This window comes from Acinetobacter sp. MYb191 (genome assembly GCF_037572605.1).
Classification (GTDB): Bacteria; Pseudomonadota; Gammaproteobacteria; order Pseudomonadales; family Moraxellaceae; genus Acinetobacter; species Acinetobacter johnsonii.
This window is the reverse complement of the sequence record NZ_JBBGZP010000005.1, coordinates 12393-29993: the sequence shown is the minus strand read 5'-3', so window position 1 is coordinate 29993 and position 17601 is coordinate 12393. Positions and strand designations below refer to the sequence as shown.

16 protein-coding genes are annotated in these 17601 nt (G+C 42.7%); 11 read left to right on the top strand and 5 right to left on the bottom strand.

The genetic code is table 11. The features are described from left to right. Positions 1-2: 2 nt before the first annotated feature. From rplT to WH214_RS00195, 3 genes are all read left to right on the top strand, one after another. Positions 3-362, top strand: coding sequence for a 50S ribosomal protein L20 (gene rplT, locus WH214_RS00205; RefSeq protein ID WP_339421684.1), 360 nt, complete (start codon positions 3-5; stop codon positions 360-362). 152 nt (positions 363-514) lie between these two features. Next, entirely contained in the window at positions 515-1066 is a 552-nt protein-coding gene (locus WH214_RS00200; RefSeq protein WP_339421683.1) for an adenylate kinase, read from the top strand. Between the two features lie 128 nt (positions 1067-1194). Beyond that, positions 1195-1407, top strand: a complete 213-nt coding sequence (locus WH214_RS00195) for a hypothetical protein (protein ID WP_004692273.1) — start codon at positions 1195-1197, stop codon at positions 1405-1407. Positions 1408-1468: 61 nt separating this feature from the next. Here the strand turns inward: WH214_RS00195 and WH214_RS00190 are convergent, their stop codons facing one another. Continuing rightward, a complete protein-coding gene (locus WH214_RS00190; RefSeq protein ID WP_339421682.1) occupies positions 1469-2485 on the bottom strand; it encodes a hypothetical protein in 1017 nt (338 codons plus the stop codon). 157 nt (positions 2486-2642) lie between these two features. Here WH214_RS00190 and pheS point away from each other — a divergent pair, with 157 nt between their 5' ends. The 3 genes from pheS to WH214_RS00175 all read left to right on the top strand — a co-directional run bounded on the left by pheS (position 2643) and on the right by WH214_RS00175 (position 6436). Continuing rightward, positions 2643-3623: a phenylalanine--tRNA ligase subunit alpha gene (pheS, locus tag WH214_RS00185; RefSeq protein ID WP_339421681.1), complete on the top strand. Its 981-nt coding sequence runs from the start codon at positions 2643-2645 to the stop codon at positions 3621-3623. A 138-nt stretch (positions 3624-3761) separates the two neighbouring features. Then, positions 3762-6143, top strand: a complete 2382-nt coding sequence (pheT, locus tag WH214_RS00180; RefSeq protein ID WP_339421680.1) for a phenylalanine--tRNA ligase subunit beta — start codon at positions 3762-3764, stop codon at positions 6141-6143. Then, the gene (locus WH214_RS00175; protein ID WP_004649746.1) at positions 6140-6436 is read left to right on the top strand and encodes an integration host factor subunit alpha; all 297 of its coding nucleotides are present in this window, start codon (positions 6140-6142) and stop codon (positions 6434-6436) included. Before pheT ends, WH214_RS00175 begins: the two co-directional genes overlap by 4 nt. A 144-nt stretch (positions 6437-6580) precedes the next feature. Here the strand turns inward: WH214_RS00175 and WH214_RS00170 are convergent, their stop codons facing one another. The 3 genes from WH214_RS00170 to trxA form a co-directional block, all read right to left on the bottom strand. Next, complete coding sequence (locus WH214_RS00170; protein WP_339421679.1) at positions 6581-6835, bottom strand: hypothetical protein; 255 nt, start codon at positions 6833-6835, stop codon at positions 6581-6583. Between the two features lie 411 nt (positions 6836-7246). After that, entirely contained in the window at positions 7247-8515 is a 1269-nt protein-coding gene (gene rho, locus WH214_RS00165; protein ID WP_004692266.1) for a transcription termination factor Rho, read from the bottom strand. Positions 8516-8845: 330 nt separating this feature from the next. Continuing rightward, the gene (gene trxA / locus WH214_RS00160; protein ID WP_004692264.1) at positions 8846-9172 is read right to left on the bottom strand and encodes a thioredoxin; all 327 of its coding nucleotides are present in this window, start codon (positions 9170-9172) and stop codon (positions 8846-8848) included. 263 nt (positions 9173-9435) lie between these two features. Here trxA and ppx point away from each other — a divergent pair, with 263 nt between their 5' ends. Genes ppx through WH214_RS00135 form a run of 5 tightly spaced genes read left to right on the top strand, consistent with a single transcriptional unit; the run spans position 9436 to position 14551 of the window. Beyond that, entirely contained in the window at positions 9436-10959 is a 1524-nt protein-coding gene (gene ppx / locus WH214_RS00155) for an exopolyphosphatase (protein ID WP_004692262.1), read from the top strand. A 30-nt stretch (positions 10960-10989) separates the two neighbouring features. Then, entirely contained in the window at positions 10990-11814 is an 825-nt protein-coding gene (locus tag WH214_RS00150; RefSeq protein ID WP_078388708.1) for an acetyl-CoA carboxylase carboxyltransferase subunit alpha, read from the top strand. After that, a complete protein-coding gene (gene tilS, locus WH214_RS00145) occupies positions 11751-13097 on the top strand; it encodes a tRNA lysidine(34) synthetase TilS (RefSeq protein ID WP_339421678.1) in 1347 nt (448 codons plus the stop codon). Before WH214_RS00150 ends, tilS begins: the two co-directional genes overlap by 64 nt. A gap of 28 nt (positions 13098-13125) precedes the next feature. After that, a complete protein-coding gene (proC, locus tag WH214_RS00140; protein WP_168157940.1) occupies positions 13126-13956 on the top strand; it encodes a pyrroline-5-carboxylate reductase in 831 nt (276 codons plus the stop codon). A 25-nt stretch (positions 13957-13981) separates the two neighbouring features. Next, positions 13982-14551: a YggT family protein gene (locus WH214_RS00135; RefSeq protein WP_004979206.1), complete on the top strand. Its 570-nt coding sequence runs from the start codon at positions 13982-13984 to the stop codon at positions 14549-14551. 140 nt (positions 14552-14691) lie between these two features. Here the strand turns inward: WH214_RS00135 and polA are convergent, their stop codons facing one another. Beyond that, positions 14692-17457, bottom strand: a complete 2766-nt coding sequence (gene polA / locus WH214_RS00130; protein WP_339421677.1) for a DNA polymerase I — start codon at positions 17455-17457, stop codon at positions 14692-14694. Positions 17458-17601 lie beyond the last annotated feature (144 nt).

Sequence of the window (17601 nt, the reverse complement as noted above, 5' to 3'; positions counted from 1 at the left end):
AAATGGCTCGTGTAAAACGTGGTGTACAGGCTCATCGCCGTCATAAAAAAATTCTTGCTCGTGCTAAAGGTTACTACGGCGCTCGTTCACGCGTATATCGCGTAGCGTTCCAAGCAGTAATCAAAGCGGGTCAATACGCTTACCGTGACCGTCGTCAGAAAAAACGTCAATTCCGTGCTCTATGGATTGCGCGTATTAATGCTGGTGCTCGTCTAAATGGTTTATCGTACAGCCGTATGATCGCTGGCTTGAAAAAAGCTCAAGTGATTATCGACCGTCGCGTACTTGCTGACATCGCTATGCATGACGCAGTTGCATTTGCATCTTTAGCTTCTAAAGCTAAAGATGCATTAGCTGCATAAGTCTTTAAGACTTAAAGAAAGACCGCTTTTTAGCGGTCTTTTTTATGGCCGATTATTTTTTGAATCAAATTTTTTATGGGTCAAAGGAGAGACTGTGATACAACCATAATTAGGTATGATAAGAAAGATCGCATCAGCGTTAGGCCAGTACAATGAAAAGAATCAATGTTGTAGGAACCTCTGCCACGGGAAAGTCTACATTTTCCAGAGCTTTGGCCGAAAAGTTAGATTTGCATTATATCGAGTTGGATAATTTGTTTTGGCTTGATGACTGGCAAGAATGTCCCGATGAGGTGTTCTTTGCCAAGATTGAGTCGGAAGTACAAAAGGCAACACAGGGCTATGTGATCGATGGTAACTATACCCGCGCCATTCCTGTGAAATGGGCTGAAATTGATACTGTCATTTGGTTGGACTTACCGTTTCCAGTCAATCTTTACCGTTCTGTGAAGCGTGCGGTTCAGCGGGCATGGGCGCAACAGGATTTATGGGAAAACTCGAATAATCGGGAAAGTTTGCTGCGGATGTTTGGTCAGGACTCGATTATTTGGTGGATGATCAAAACACATGCTAAAAACCGACAGAAATACTTAAAAATGATGCAGATACCTGAATATCAACATATACAGTGGATTCATTTAAAGACACCAAAACAGGTGAGTTGCTTTTTAAATCAGTTGGCTGTTGAAAAGCATAGCGTTTAAATAAAAAAATATCAGTGCCTACTCAGTGATCAAGATGAACCGTTAAGCTTTAGTTACATAAATCTGCTTTAATCTCAAAGGTGGCCGATGCCTAATAAATAAAAAGATTAAAAGAAAAGGAGTAGGATATGCTTGCAGAAATTACTGGGATGGGACAGGGAAGTATCACTGTGGAATTACAAATGATTCCCAGGAAAGGTGAGTCAGTCAAAATTATGTATGGACCTGATGCGGAGCTAGAAGGCGAGGTGGTTTCGGTTAATCATTATATTAATCAACATGCCAATCAGCATAAGGTACAAATCAAAATCCGGCCTTTCAACCTTCTTATTACCGCCTGAACAAATTGAGACCATAAAAAAGCGCTCTTTGATAGGGGCGCTTTGATATATCTCTAATAGCTTATAAGCCAAAATAATAGCCAACTACACAAATCAAAATCGTAATCACGATTAAAGCAAATACTCCAGTTTTCCCCGATTTATGGTGTATTTCATGAGGTTTGGTCTCTATCGCACTTAGTTTAGGTGTTGAATGATTGCGAGCATCAAGTGGTGTAGTCGTGTCTTTGGGTGTGAGCTGCGCGGTTTGATAGTGGTTGGCCACTTTCACGATAAACTTGGTACTTAAATCATCAATCTTTTGTTCAAAATGACGTAGGTTCAATTGCTTATCTGGCGTGAGCACGTGGCCTTCTGCATTATAAGGATGTTGAATCTTAGTCTGGATAAATGCTGATAACGCATCTAAGCGATACAGCGTTTGATGTGCATAATCGGCAGCGTAGTCTGTTGGCAAAAGAGCGAGACGGTGGGCTGCATCTGTGACCTCTTGTTGTCCATAATAAGGTAAGTCTACCGTCTCGGGTTCTACGAAACCTTGTGCAAATGGCACACTAAATAGTTCTTGTTCAGTAAAGTTTTCGATTTCGTCCCATTTCGGCGTTTGTAAGTCCGCTTCAATGCGTTTGCTGAGTTTATGATTCAGTTCAAAACGCCATAAATTTTCTCTACGGATTGAGCTTTGTTGTGCTTTTGGAATTATAAAATCGTGTTCAGCGCTGTACCACTCAGCCAGTTCTTTACCAAAAATCCAAGCAGTTTTTTGCTGTGCTTGATGGCTCACAATAATATGTGGTGTAGCAAGCAGTTCAATATTTGGGTTGGGGTTCTTTTCATCTGCTAGCAATGTTGAGCTATGTAGACTGAGCTGTTTGACCCCTTGTTTTTTTAAGGCTTCAAGCCAGACCTGAAAATGCTGAGCCAGTAAATGTTGACTATTCAGATCACGAAACTGAAAGCAATGTCGGTCAAAAATGGCATGTTCTAACCAACGTTGGAAACTTAGGTTGTGGCGTAAATATTCATTGCCATAAGTAACTAAAGTAAGTTGTTGTTGCCAAATAGGATCAAGCGACATCGTTTGTTGTTCTCTTCTGTGATGACACTATCTTAACCTGTTTATAAAACCATGTACTAAACAAATTTTCCTGATCGTAGAGCTTCATCAACGTGCTTAAAAACTGATAGAATATGGGGTTTTATTAATTTTATAAATTGTTGCTTTGAGAGTTACTATGTCACTGGAAGCCCTGACCACTGAAGCGCTTGCTGCGATTGCAGCAGCAGAGGACCTTGCTACACTCGATCAAGTACGAGTGCAGTTTACGGGTAAGAAAAGCCAGCTCGCTGAGCAATCCAAAGCTTTAGGTAAAATGGACCCTGAAGAGCGTAAAAATTTTGGTGCTCAAATTCATGCAGTCCGTGAAGCGATTACCGGTGCTTTAACTGAACGCCAAACACAATTACAACAAGCAGCGTTGGCGCAAAAACTTGCAAGTGAAACGGTGGATATTACTTTACCGGGTCGTGGTCAAACGATTGGTAGTATTCACCCCGTTAGTCAAGTACAAGAGCGTATTTGTCAGTTCTTTACCAAAGCGGGTTTTGTAATTGAAACTGGCCCAGAAGTTGAAGATGACTACCACAACTTTGAAGCTTTAAATATTCCAGGGCATCACCCTGCGCGTGCAATGCACGATACTTTCTATTTCGATGCGACACATTTGCTACGTACCCATACTTCGGGTGTGCAGATTCGTACGATGGAAACCCAGCAACCCCCGATTCGTATTGTATGTCCAGGTCGTGTATACCGTTGTGACTCGGACCAAACGCATTCGCCAATGTTCCATCAAATTGAAGGTTTGTATGTAGCTGAAAATACAAGCTTTGCAGAACTGAAAGGTTTATTGGTTAATCTATTAAACGAATTCTTTGAAAAAGATTTAAAAGTGCGTTTCCGCCCATCTTATTTCCCATTCACAGAGCCAAGCGCTGAGGTGGATATTATGGATGAACGTGGTAAATGGTTAGAAGTACTTGGTTGTGGCATGGTGCATCCAAATGTCTTGCAGGCAGCAGGGATTGATCCTGAAAAATACAAAGGCTTTGCTTTCGGTCTAGGTGTGGAACGTTTTGCGATGCTTCGTTATGGCATCAATGACTTACGTATGTTCTACCAAAACGATGTGCGTTTCTTACGCCAATTTGCTTAATAGTTTAAACAGTTATTTTAGAATTATTGAAATCCCCCTAAATCCCCCTTTATAAAGGGGGGCTGGTCTACCTAAAAACGGTGGTGTGTTTTCCTCTCTTTAAAAGAGGGGTTAGGGGAGATTAAGGACATTGAATTTATGAAAATTAGCGAAAATTGGTTGCGTACATGGGTTAACCCAGCCGTTGATAGCAATACTTTATCTGACCAACTGACCATGCTGGGTTTAGAGGTCGATGATTTATCACCTGCGGCAAAACCGTTCACTGGCGTGGTTGTTGGTGAAGTGTTGACGGTAGAGCAACATCCTGATGCAGACCGTTTACGTGTAACTACCGTAAATATTGGTTCAGGTGAGCCTTTGCAAATTGTATGTGGTGCACCGAATGTTCGGGTTGGTATGAAAGCCCCTGTGGCAACCATTGGTGCTGTGCTTCCTGGTGATTTCAAAATCAAGAAAGGCAAACTTCGTGGCATTGAATCACAAGGTATGCTGTGTGGTGCGTCTGAAATTGATCTAGAAGACAAAATTGATGGTCTTTTAGAGTTACCCGTTGATGCACCTGTCGGTGTGGATATTCGTGAATACTTACAGCTTGATGATCATGTGATTGATATCAGCATCACGCCAAACCGTGGTGACTGTTTCAGTATTCGTGGTATTGCCCGTGAAATTGGGGTGATTAACCAACTGACCGTGACTGCACCTGAAATTAATGCCGTTGCCGCGACCATTGCTGATGAGAAAAAAGTTGTGGTGAGCACTGAAGGCTGCCCGCGCTATTTGGGTCGTGTGATTAAAAACGTGAATACCAAAGCAGCAACCCCAGAATGGATGGAACGCGCTTTGGTTCGCTCAGGGATTCGTCAGCACAGTATTTTGGTTGATATTACCAATTATGTACTGATGGAGTTGGGTCAACCGCTCCATGCTTTTGATGCAGCAAAAATTCAAGGTTCAGTCCAAGTTCGTCAAGCGAATACGGCGGAGAAATTGGTTCTCCTGAATGAGCAAGAAGTTGATCTCAATGAAAAAGTCATGGTGATTGCGGATGATGAAAAAGCATTAGCGATTGCAGGTATCATGGGGGGCTTGTCTTCATCTGTTACCGATGAAACCCAAGACATTTTCTTAGAGTCTGCATTCTTTGCCCCATTAGCAATTGCAGGTCGTGCCCGTAGCTTTGGCTTACATACCGATGCGTCGCAGCGTTATGAGCGTGGCGTGGATTTTGAACTCCCAATGCTCGCGATGCACCGTGCATCACAATTGATTGCAGAATTGGCGGGTGGTGAGTTTGGTCCGATTACGATAGCGGAACAAGCAGCTGTTTTACCGAAGCGTGAAGCGATTGAGCTAGAACAAGCACAAGTGGATCAATTGCTCGGTTATCGCGTAGATGCTGCATTTATTGCGGATGCATTAACCCGTTTAGGTTGTGCTGTGACGGTTAAAGCAGAAGGTCAGTGGTCTGTAGTGCCGCCTTCACACCGTTATGATATGGCGATCTACCAAGACCTGATTGAAGAAGTCGCGCGTATTCATGGTTATGACAACATTCAAATCAGTTTGCCAAAAATTGAAGCGCAATTGGCTCAATATCAAGACCAATTTGAAATGACTCAGCTTCGTCAAACTCTCGTGACTTTGGGTTATCAAGAAGCGATTAGCTTTAGCTTTGCAGACTTAAAGCTTGAGAAGCAACTCAATAAGGCTGTGAATCCTTTAGCTTTGGCTAACCCGATTTCAAGCGATTTAGCCGTGATGCGTTCAACATTGCTGTCTAGTTTGATTCCGTGTGTGCAATACAACGTAAACCGCCAACAAAGCCGTGTACGTTTCTTTGAATTAGGCTTGCGTTTTGACTATCAAGATGCTGAATCTATTCATGATTTGAAACAAATTCCTACCCTTGCAGTGATTGCAACAGGTGCAAAAACTTCAGAAACTTGGCATGCTAAACCTCAAGCTATGGATTTCTTTGATTTCAAAGGTGAAATTGAAGAAGTATTGGCAGCAGGTCGTGTGCAAGTAGACTATGTTCGTTCTGAGCGTAGCTGGTTGCATCCAGGACAGTCTGCTGAGGTTTTAGTCGATGGCCAATCTATTGGTTACTTTGGTCGATTACATCCATCTTTAGAAGGTGCATTGGATTTGAGCACAACTTGGGTGGCTGAACTTGATCAATCGGCTGTTTTGCAAACTTATGTATCTAATTTTACAGAATTATCACGTTTTCCGTCGGTTAGACGTGATATTGCGCTTTTAATTAGTGATAAGATAAATGTAAGTGAAATTCAGCAACTTATCGAAAAAACAGGTGGTCAGCTTTTAGACTCGACTTGGTTATTCGATGTGTACACTGGGCAAGGCGTTGAAGACGGTAAGCGCTCATTGGCATTTGCACTTCTTTGGCAACACCCATCACGTACGCTTGAAGATGCTGAAATTAAATCCGGCATGGATCATATTTTACAAGTGTTGGAAAACACTTATCAGGCGACATTGAGGGCTTCATGACAGCATTAACAAAAGCGGAAATGGCTGACCATCTAAGTGAGCTCACGAGTTTAAACCGTCGTGAAGCTAAGCAAATGGTTGAGTTGTTCTTTGACGAGATTAGCCAAGCGCTAATCTCTGGTGAGCAAGTTAAACTTTCTGGTTTCGGTAACTTTGAGTTGCGTGATAAACGTCAACGTCCAGGTCGTAACCCGAAAACGGGTGAAGAAATTCCGATTTCTGCACGCCGTGTAGTGACCTTCCGCGCAGGGCAGAAATTCCGCCAGCGTGTGGGAAATGAGCAGATCGATTGATCTGCTTTTTTTTTGCTTAGAGTTTTTGGTGATTGTTTGGCTGATTAAATTCTTGCCAAATAGCAGAGCTTTGTTTTTTGATAAATTTTGAACATAAAAAAAGAGAGCCATGGGCTCTCTTTTTTTACTAACTAATCTAAAGGATTAGTGAGCAGCTTCAGAAGCAGCAGCTTCAACAACTTCAGAAGCAGCAGCAGTAGCTTCAGAAGCAGCAGCAGTAGCTTCAGAAGCAGCAGCAGTAGCGTCTACAGCAACTTCAGATGCAGCTTCAACAGCTTCAGATGCAGCAGCAACTTCAGATGCAGCTTCAGCAGCAGGAGCTTCTTCTTTCTTAGCACAGCCAACGAAAGCTAAAGTAGTAGCAACTGCAGCAGCAATAGCGATTTTTTTGAATAACATGGCATCACTCTCTAAAATATGAGATTAAAAAAAACCGACGTTAGTCTGTTGTGTGCTTTTATTGTTCCTAATTTTGCTAGGGACTAACAATGCAGGAGCAGCCTAACTGGTCTGCAAATATGCTATCACTGCGCATTTTGAATTGCTACTAGCTGGGATGAAAAAAGTGATAAAAAAGGTCTAAAAACAGGGCTTTTTTAACAGAAAATAACAATCAATGATGAGGTTTGTATTGGAGAAGTACTGAATAAACATTTAAAAAGATGAAGGTTTTTTATTTCAAATTTTTATTTATCAAAAACTTGCAAATAAGTTTACAGAGAATGGGATGAAATGTTGCTTTGTGTAAGCTAAGTCAACCAAATAAAAAGGCTGTCGTTAAGACAGCCTTTTTAGGTGAAGCAGGTCGGGTTAGCTGGTCGCTTTACGCTTCATTTGATCAAAGAAATCATCGTTGGTTTTGGTTTCTTTCATGCGATCAAGTAAGAACTCCATTGCTGCAAGTTCATCTTGGGTATGAAGTAACTTACGTAAAATCCAGACTTTACGTAGATTGTCTTCAGACATTAAGCGCTCTTCGCGGCGGGTGCCAGACTTTTTGATATTCATCGCAGGGAAGACACGTTTTTCCGCAATACGGCGATCCAGTGTAATTTCTTGGTTACCTGTACCTTTAAATTCTTCGTAGATCACTTCATCCATTTTACTGCCAGTTTCAATCAGGGCTGTAGAAATGATCGTTAGTGAGCCACCTTCTTCAATATTACGTGCTGCACCGAAGAAACGCTTAGGGCGTTCCAGCGCATGTGCATCCACACCACCAGTTAAAACCTTACCAGATGAAGGCACAACCGTGTTGTAAGCACGTGCTAAACGGGTAATGGAGTCAAGAAGAATCACAACATCTTTCTTGTGCTCAACCAAACGTTTTGCTTTTTCAATCACCATTTCAGCCACTTGAACGTGACGAGCAGGAGATTCATCAAACGTTGACGCAATGACTTCACCACGAACAGTACGTTCCATTTCGGTCACTTCTTCAGGGCGTTCGTCAATGAGAAGAACGATCAGGAAGCACTCAGGGTTGTTACGCACGATCGACTGAGCGATGTTTTGTAACAACATGGTTTTACCCGCTTTTGGCGGTGCTACGATAATTGAACGTTGGCCTTTACCGATAGGTGCAACCAAGTCAACTACACGTGCAGTTAAATCTTCTGTCGTCCCGTTACCAAGTTCCATCACCAATTGCTCAGTTGGGAAAAGAGGTGTTAAGTTTTCAAACAAGATTTTGTTACGTGAGTTTTCTGGCGTGTCGTAGTTAATTTGGTTCACTTTTAACAGTGCAAAATAACGTTCGCCTTCTTTGGGTGGGCGAATGGTTCCCGTAATGGTGTCACCAGTACGTAGATTGAAACGACGAATTTGAGATGGGCTAACATAAATGTCATCTGGGCCTGCAAGGTAAGAACCCGCTGCAGAGCGTAAGAAGCCGAAGCCATCTGACAGAATTTCCAAAACGCCATCCCCAAAGATTTCTTCGCCATTCATCGCATGGCGCTTTAAGATGGCAAAAATAATGTCTTGCTTACGGTTACGAGCCATTCCTTCGAGGCCCATAAATTCAGCAATTTTGATGAGTTCGCCAATCGGTTTTTTCTTGAGTTCGGTTAAATTCATAGGAGGTCAGATAAGAATCAAAAATTCTAAATTACAGGATGAAAAGGAAGCAACATTTAGCCGCAGACATGCAATGAAGTAACGCAATTGTATTTGAACTATAACAATTCAGAGGACTGATTCATTGTTTGAAGAGAAACGTGTCAAAACAATTTGTATTGCCGAGCGGCGATCTTATGTGTTGTGTCTTTTAAGAAAATGACAGGATTGAATAATCCTTTATCTCTTGATCATGCAATATAAGAGAGAAAGACAGACTTGTCAATTTATAGCCGAAAAAAATACGCTGTTGTTTAGACAGCGTATTTCATTTTCAATCTAAACGGCTGCTTAAATATTTTCTTCAATGAAAGCAGTCAATTTCGATTTTGGTGCAGCGCCCACTTGTTGAGCAACAACTTCACCATTTTTGAACATGAGTAATGCAGGAATGTTACGGATGTTATAGTTCACAGCCGTTGCTTCGCAAGAAGTCACGTCAACTTTAACAATCTTCACTTTACCTTCGTATTCGTTCGCCAATACTTCTAATACAGGTGCAATTGCTTTACATGGCGCACACCAGCCTGCCCAGAAGTCAACAAGCACAGGAACGTCTGATTGAAGTACATCAGCGTCGAAGTTTGTATCAGTTGTATTTACGATATTGCCAGACATGGATAGCTCCAGTTTCAATTTTTGGATAGTTTTATGGCTAATAGTATGTCATAGCCTGCTATCACTGAGTAGATGGATTACTAAATTTTCAACCTTTAGTTTGAATTTGTCTAATTGAAGCTCACGATGTTACTGATCGTGTAACACAATTGTCATATATGCCGAAATTTTAAAAGCTCGTCAATTTCTGACCATAAATGGCTTTTAAATTGCATGGAGGTGAATTAATCTAAGCACAATTCTGTATAGGTTTATATTAAATCATGTCTGATTTTTTGATTGATGAAGAGTTACTTGCTGCCATCGATATGGGGTCGAACAGCTTCCACTTAGCGATTGCGCGAGTGGACCATGGCGAAGTGAAAAAAGTTGCGTCAATGTCAGAAAAAGTACAGTTAGCAGCGGGTTTAGATGAAAATAAAAACTTAACAGAAGCCGCACAGCAACGTGGTTTGGCCTGTTTATCTCGCTTTGTCGGACGCTTAGGTTCGGTTCAGCCGAATCGTTTAAGAATTGTGGCGACCAATGCGCTACGCCAAGCCAAAAATGGACATGAATTTATTCAAAAAGCGGCAGAAATTTTGCCGAAGCACATCGAAATTATTGCAGGTCGTGAAGAGGCTCGTCTGATTTATTTGGGTGTATCTCATACCATGGTAAACAGTGGGCGCCGCCTTGTGATTGATATCGGTGGTGGTTCAACAGAGCTGATTATTGGTGAAGAATTTGAGCCCATTCATACCGAATCTTTACAAATGGGCTGTGTAGCATTTACCAAAGCCTTCTTTGTTGATGGTGAAATTAACCAAAAAAGTTTTGATAAAGCCGTGGTTGCAGCACGTAAGGAACTGTCTGGTATTGCCAATACTTATAAAGAAGCGGGTTGGGATACGGTGGTTGGTTCGAGCGGAACCATCAAAGCGTGTCGTCAAATTACCGTGAATATGGGCTGGAGTAATGAAAAAGAAGAGCTCACCCGTGACGGTTTAGATAAGCTCAAAGAAAAATTGCTTAAATACAAACATGTCGCTGAGATGGAATTTGATGGTCTAAAAGAAGACCGTCGAGCAGTTTTGCCAGCCGGAATCGCTATTTTGTATGCCATTTTTGATGTACTTGAACTGGATAAACTGGTGTATTCAGATGGTGCCCTACGCGAAGGGGTGATGTATGACTTGCTGGGACGTTTTCAACATGAAGATATTCGAGATCGTTCTGTACAAGCATTAATGGGCCGTTATAACGCTGATCCAAAACAAGCTGAACGGGTCGTGAACATGGCTCAGCATTTGTTTGATGGTGTGGCGGATTCGCTAAAATTAACCACAGAAGACAGTGATTTACTGCGTCGTGCAGCTTATCTGCACGAAATTGGTTTAGCGATTAGTCATGCGGGCTACCATCGTCATGGTGCATATTTATTGCAACATTCTGACATTGCGGGCTTCTCACAAATTGATCAAAACCATCTGTCGCATTTGGTGGCCCATCACCGTCGTAAGCTGCGCAGTGACGCGCGTGTCGATGTGATGAAGGTTGGCGGCAACAAATTAGTCTATCTGTGTTTGTTACTTCGCCTCGCAGTTTTACTGAATCATAGTCGTAGCGATCAGATGCTTCCTGCCATTGAATTAACAGTAGGCAATGCGCAACAATGGCAGCTGAGTGTTTCTGGTAATGCCGCGCAATGGCCTTTGCTGGTTGCAGACTTGCATGATGAGCAAGCGCAATTTAAGCATTGGGATGTTGAGCTGGATATCCAATCAGAACAATTTGTCGATGAATAAATTGGTCAATTAGGGATTTATGGTTGAGCTATGAAGAATAAAGCTGCGCAATCCAAAGCATGGACGACGGTTCAAATTGCACGTCATCCTGAGCGTCCGCAATTTTTAGATTATGTGAGTGAAATTTTTACCGAATTTGATGCTTTGCATGGTGATCGCTTATTTGGTGATGATGGTGCAATGATCGGTGGATTAGCTCGCTTTGATGGTCAGCCAGTCATGATTGTGGGTCAACACCGTGGTCGCAGTACGCGTGAAAAGTTACAACATAACTTTGGTATGAGTAACCCAGAAGGTTACCGTAAATCACAACGCTTACTCGATATGGCTGAACGTTTTAATCTACCCGTCTTTACATTTATTGACACCATGGGTGCATATCCAGGTGTGGGTGCAGAAGAACGTGGTCAGGCTGAAGCAATTGCAACATCTTTGGCACAACTTTCAAGCTTGAAAGTGCCAGTAATTGCAACCGTACTTGGTGAAGGCGGTTCAGGTGGTGCACTGGGTATTGGTGTGGCTGACCGTGTGGTGATGTTATCCCATAGTATTTATTCGGTCATTTCGCCTGAAGGCTGTGCATCTATTTTATGGAAAACAGCTGAAAAAGCAGAGCAAGCCAGCGAAGCTTTAGCATTGACTGCGGAAAAACTACAGAAAATTGGTATTGTTGAATATGTGGTCGACGAAGGTGAAGGCGCTCATCTCAACCCAGAACAAGTCATGCATGCTTTAAAAACCGTTTTAAAAGATGCATTGGCTGAGTTGCAACCAATGGATGCGAATGAACGATGCGAAGCACGTTACCAACGTTTAATGAAGTTTGGCAGCGACAATTTAGGGCTAGTGTCTTAACTGAGTTTCAGGATACACCTGAACAGCCTCATTTTTTAATCGGATGTAGTGGTGGCATGGATTCCATGCTGCTACTCCATTTGATGTCTCATTTATTTCCCAAGCGCATTCGCGCCATCTATATTGATCATCAATTGCAGGATGTTAGTCCGCAGTGGGGTAGCTTTGTTCAAGAACAATGCTATGTCTTGGATGTCCCATGTGTGATTCAAGCGGTGGATGTTGATACAGGCAATGTAGAAAGCCAAGCACGTAGTGCACGTTACGCGGCCTTTCAGAAGCATCTTCTTGCCAATGAAATTTTAGTTCTCGCCCATCATCAACAAGATCAAGCCGAAACCGTTTTACTCCGTTTACTCTCTGGTGCGGGGATTCATGGACTTGCCGCCATGCAGGGCATCGATATACGAGAGCAATTTACAATTTGGCGCCCGCTATTGGCTTTGTCCAGACAGCAAATTGAGCTGTGGGCTGCTGAGATGCAGCTGAGAAATATTCAAGACCAAACCAATTTTGATACCAGTTATGATCGGGCATGGTGCCGAGCTGAATTGTGGCCAATCTTAGAACAACGCTTTCCGAAAATGCAGCAAGCTTTGGCACGCACCAGTTATTTGATGCAAGATGCCGAAACGATTTTAGCCGATGTATTGGCGCAAGACTGGGCCAGCTGTGGCAATGCTGCGGTTTTAAATTTAACTCCATTTCGTCAGTTATCTGCACCGAGACAGCGACAGTTGCTGTCTGCTTGGATGAAAGGTGAGGATTTATATCGCCCCGCTTTTGATATGGTGCAACGCCTGTTTGATGAAGTGATTGAATCCAAAGTGGATGCTCAAGCCGCATTGCATTGGAACCAATATTATTATGTACGCTATCAACAACAGCTCTTTCGTGTCAGTAAAGCAGAGTATTTGGCGGAAGAATGTCAGACGATTGAGTCAATTGAGCAACGGTTTAGTTTAAATCAAGCTTATGCATTGGCTTCAGGGCGATTTCGCATTGAAACACAAAAATATGGACTGTCTTCTGCATTATTAGAGCAGCCTTTACAGATAAAACCACGTTTAGGTGGAGAAAAATTGCATTTGTATGGACGTGTTGGGGCATGGCCGTTGAAAAAAGCCATTCAGAGCGCACAAATTTTTCCGTGGCAACGTCATACAATACAAATATTAAGCATAGATAATGTTATGCTTGGTGTTTTTACGCCTAAAGGATTTTGGTTGGTCGAGTCGGCTTATTGTGAAGCGGGTGGATGGCAACCAAATTTAATCGCTTAGTTAAAAAATTCAGGATAGAGAAATAATCATGAGCGCAGTGTTGAATCGTAATATTTGTTTTATCGGCGGTGGTAACATGGCTCAAGCCCTCATTGGTGGCTTGATTTCACGTGGTTTACCTTCAACTCGCATTACGGTTTCTGATCCTGTTGAACAAGTTCGTCATTTATTGGCTGAAAAAGACTTGGTGGTGACTGAGGATAACGCATCTGCTATTCGTGAAGCCGATGTCGTGGTCTTAGCAGTTAAACCTCAAGTTTTAGCCAATGTTTTAAAGCCATTAAACGGTTTATTTGACGGTAAGTTGATTATTTCGATTGTTGCGGGTGCTGAAATTGCAACGATTGCTGCATTAGCTGGCAGTAATCGTATTGTTCGTGTGATGCCAAATACGCCTGCTTTAGTACAAACGGGTGCGCATGGTTTATATGCCACTGAGGCTGTAAATAAAGAAGACCGTGATTTGGCGAGTCAAGTACTTGCTGCGACAGGTTTGACTTTATGGGTAGGCGAGGAAGCGCAAATTGATGCTGTGACTGCGGTGTCTGGTTCAGGTCCTGCGTATTTTTTCTATATGATGGAAAGCATGATCCGTGCAGGTAAAAACCTCGGTCTAGATGAAAAAGTAGCAACGGCGTTGACGTTGCAAACTGCACTGGGTGCAGCACAAATGGCAATCACGAGCTCAAATACACCAGCTGAATTGCGTAAAAATGTCACTTCACCGAATGGTACAACCCAAGCGGCACTTGAAGTGTTTGATCGTGCACAAATTTCACAAAATATCCAAGCTGCATTGGCTGCTGCTCAAAAGCGCAGTCAGGAACTTGCTCAAGAGCTGAGTGAAAGTAGCAAATAATCGTTTTATTTAGGAAAGTTCAAGTATGGGTGCAAACTCTGCGCTAATTTTTGGCATCATTATTAACGTTGCAATTTTACTGGTGTTCTTCCGCTTTCTCATGCAGTTGGCAGCGGTTAACTTTTATAACCCAGTGGTGATGTCGACCGTAAAAGCCACTAAAATTGTGGATATGTTTGGTCGTATTTTTCCAAATGTAGCGAAAGGCCGCGTTAACTTAGCGGCTTTAGTGCTTTTGGTTTTATTGTACTTACTGAAAATTTTTGGCGTCATGTATCTCTCTGGAGCGATGCCGAATAGTCCTGTGCATTTGGTCATTTTAACTTTTGTGACCATGATTCAGGACTTGATTCGTTTCTGTCGTTACCTGATTTTTGCAACGATTATTTTAAGTTGGGTGGTGATGTTTACGCAGTCACGTTCGCCTTATATCGAAGTGATTCAAGAGCTTGCTGAACCATTATTGGCACCGTTTCGCCGGTTGTTGCCCAATATGGGGATGATTGATCTTTCTCCAATCGTAGCGTTCTTGGCGCTGTATATTGCTGAAATGATTATGAATGAAGTGGCGATTGTCCTGCTCACTGGTTTATAAGATTGTAGCGATATAAAAAAGGACTCGATTGCGAGTCCTTTTTTTGTGGTTGAAATTTTCAGGTGAGGACGTTGATATTTCTTCTAGGAGGCAAATGACCTCCATACCAGCCTTTCTCCTAGGAGAAAGGCGCAAATGTTTTAGTGGGCTTCATCCCAGTTTCGACCTTTGCCGACTTCAACCAACAATGGCACAGAAATTTGCAAAACAGATTGCATCACGTCTGCCAGTTTCGAAGCCAGTTCATCAGCAATACTTTCATCGACTTCAAAAACCAATTCATCGTGTACTTGAAGTAGCATTTTGGCTTGATCTTTAGGCAGCATTCGATCAACTGCGATCATCGCCATTTTAATAATGTCCGCAGCAGAACCTTGCAGCGGTGCATTAATTGCGGCACGTTCAGCCGCTTGTTTGATCATTTTATTGCTTGCCATAATATCGGGCGTATACAAGCGACGGCCTAAAATGGTTTCGACAAAACCTTGTTCACGTGCAATTTGACGGGTACGTTCCATATAGTCGAGCACGCCCGGATAACGTTGGAAGTATTTCGCAATATAGCCACGCGATTCTTCGCGGCTAAAACCGAGTTGACGGGTTAAGCCAAACTCAGACATGCCGTAGAGTAGACCGAAGTTGACTGCTTTGGCTTGACGACGCTGGTCTGAAGTAACATCTTCAAGTGCGACACCTAAGACTTCAGCCGCTGTACGACGGTGTACATCTTGCCCATGATTAAAAGCATCGACCAAAGCTTCATCTTGTGAGAAATGCGCCATTAAACGCAGTTCAATTTGTGAATAATCGGCTGCCAAGAGCACGCGACCTTGTGGTGCAATAAAGGCTTTACGAATTTGACGGCCAATTTCCTCACGCACAGGAATGTTCTGTAAGTTGGGATCGGTCGAAGACAGACGACCAGTTGCAGTCAGTGCTTGGTGGTAACTAGTATGCACACGATGTGTATCACTGTTGGCTTGTTTTAATAAGCCATCGGTATAAGTGCTTTTTAGTTTGGATAACCCACGATAGTCCAAAATTAGCTCGGTAATTGGGTGGTCAATCTTTTCTAAAACACTTTCAGACGTGCTGTACTGACCTGTTGCGGTTTTTTTGCCGCCCTTAAGTCCGAGTTTATCAAACAGAATTTCACCAACTTGCTTCGGAGAGCTGACATTGAAACTTTGTCCTGCTAGTTCGGTAATTTGGCTTTCAAGATTGGCCATGGTATTGGCAAACTCAATACCGAGTTGGTCAAGGAAGCCTAAATCGAGCTCAATGCCGTTTTCTTCCATGATGGTGAGGACACGGGCAACTGGCATTTCGACATTGTGCAAGATATTGACCAGTTCGGGATGCTTTTGTAGTTTGGCATCGAGCACTTCAAACAGGCGATAGGTCACATGGGCATCTTCCGCAGCATAGTGCGCGGCGGTTTCGATCTCAATTTGGTTAAAGGTTTTCTGTTTTGCACCTTTACCTGCCACCTGTTCAAAAGTAGTGGTTAAGTGGCTGAGGTAGAGACGCGAAACGTCATCCATCCCGTGACGAGTCGCCACAGCATTGAGTACATAAGATGCCAACATGGTATCGAAATACCAGCCTTTTAGCTCTATGCCATGATTTTCTAAGACATGCGCATCATATTTCAAATGATGACCGATTTTCTGAACCGACTCATCTTCTAAAATAGGCTTGATTTGTGCCAAGATCTGTTCACGATCTAGCTGCGCAGGTGCATTTTCATAATCATGCGCAAGTGGAACGTAATATGCATCTTGCGCATCAAACGCAACTGAGAAACCAACAATTTGCGCTACGCGATAGTCTAAACTAGTGGTTTCAGTATCAAAGGCAAAACGTTTTTCTGTACTTAAACGTTTGAATAATTGAGTCCACTGTTCTGCACTGAGCACAGTATGGTAATTCGCTTGCCCCAGTTGGTCATCGACGCTGCTTTGGATAGCCTGATCTTCTGTATTGATGACGGTTTCAGATTGTGCTGATTTTACAATTTCTTGTGTTGCTTGTTTATAGGTTGCACTATTGGGATTGTTTGGATGATCGAGCGATTGTAACTGTTGACGGAATTCAAGCTCTGTATACAGTGAACGTAAGGCTTCGGTATTCGGGTCTTGGAGTTTGAGATCGTCAAAGGTCAGTCCTGTCTCTAAGTCACAGACAATACTTGCTAGTTGGTGATCTAGAGCAATTCCATCGGCATGTTCTTTGATGTTTTGACCGACTTTGCCTTTAATTTTATCGACATTCTCTAAAATGCCACCAATCGAGCCATATTCTGTTAACAGTTTTGCCGCAGTTTTGGCACCAACACCTGGAACACCCATAATGCCGTCAGAGGCATCGCCCATTAGGGTCAGATAATCAATAATTTGGTTTGGCCACACCCCAAACTTTTCAAACACGCCATTCACATCCATCGGCTTGTCTTTAAAGCTGTCTTCTAAGGTGACTTTATCGGTCACCAACTGTGCCATGTCTTTATCGCCTGTGGAAATCAGCACTTGCTGTCCCGCGGCTTCCGCACGTTTGGCTAATGTCCCGATGATGTCATCTGCTTCTGCACCTGGGAGCATGTACAAGGGGATACCCAAAGCACGAATTAAGGCATGCAAATATGGAATTTGTTCTGATAATTCCTCAGGCATGCTTGGGCGGTCACCTTTATAAATTGGTGATAGCACATGACGAAAAGTTGGTTCTGGTGTATCAAAAATGACCGCCATATGTGTTGGCTGGGTACGACGCATCAGTTTTTGGATGGCAGAAATTGCCCCACGAATTGCATTGGTATGTAAGCCAGTTGACGTGGTGAGCGGTGGCAAAGCATGAAAAGCACGAAATAAAAAGTATGAGCCATCGACCAAGACAAATGGTGGCATTGCAAGATTCCTTATCCAAATAACCCGTTTATTGTACGTGATTTTGACGCAGAACAAAGTGTATTGATGTACCGATTGGCATAGATGGTTACGGTTATGCGCTTAAAGATGTACTACAAGCTGATGTATTATTTGAAGATGAGA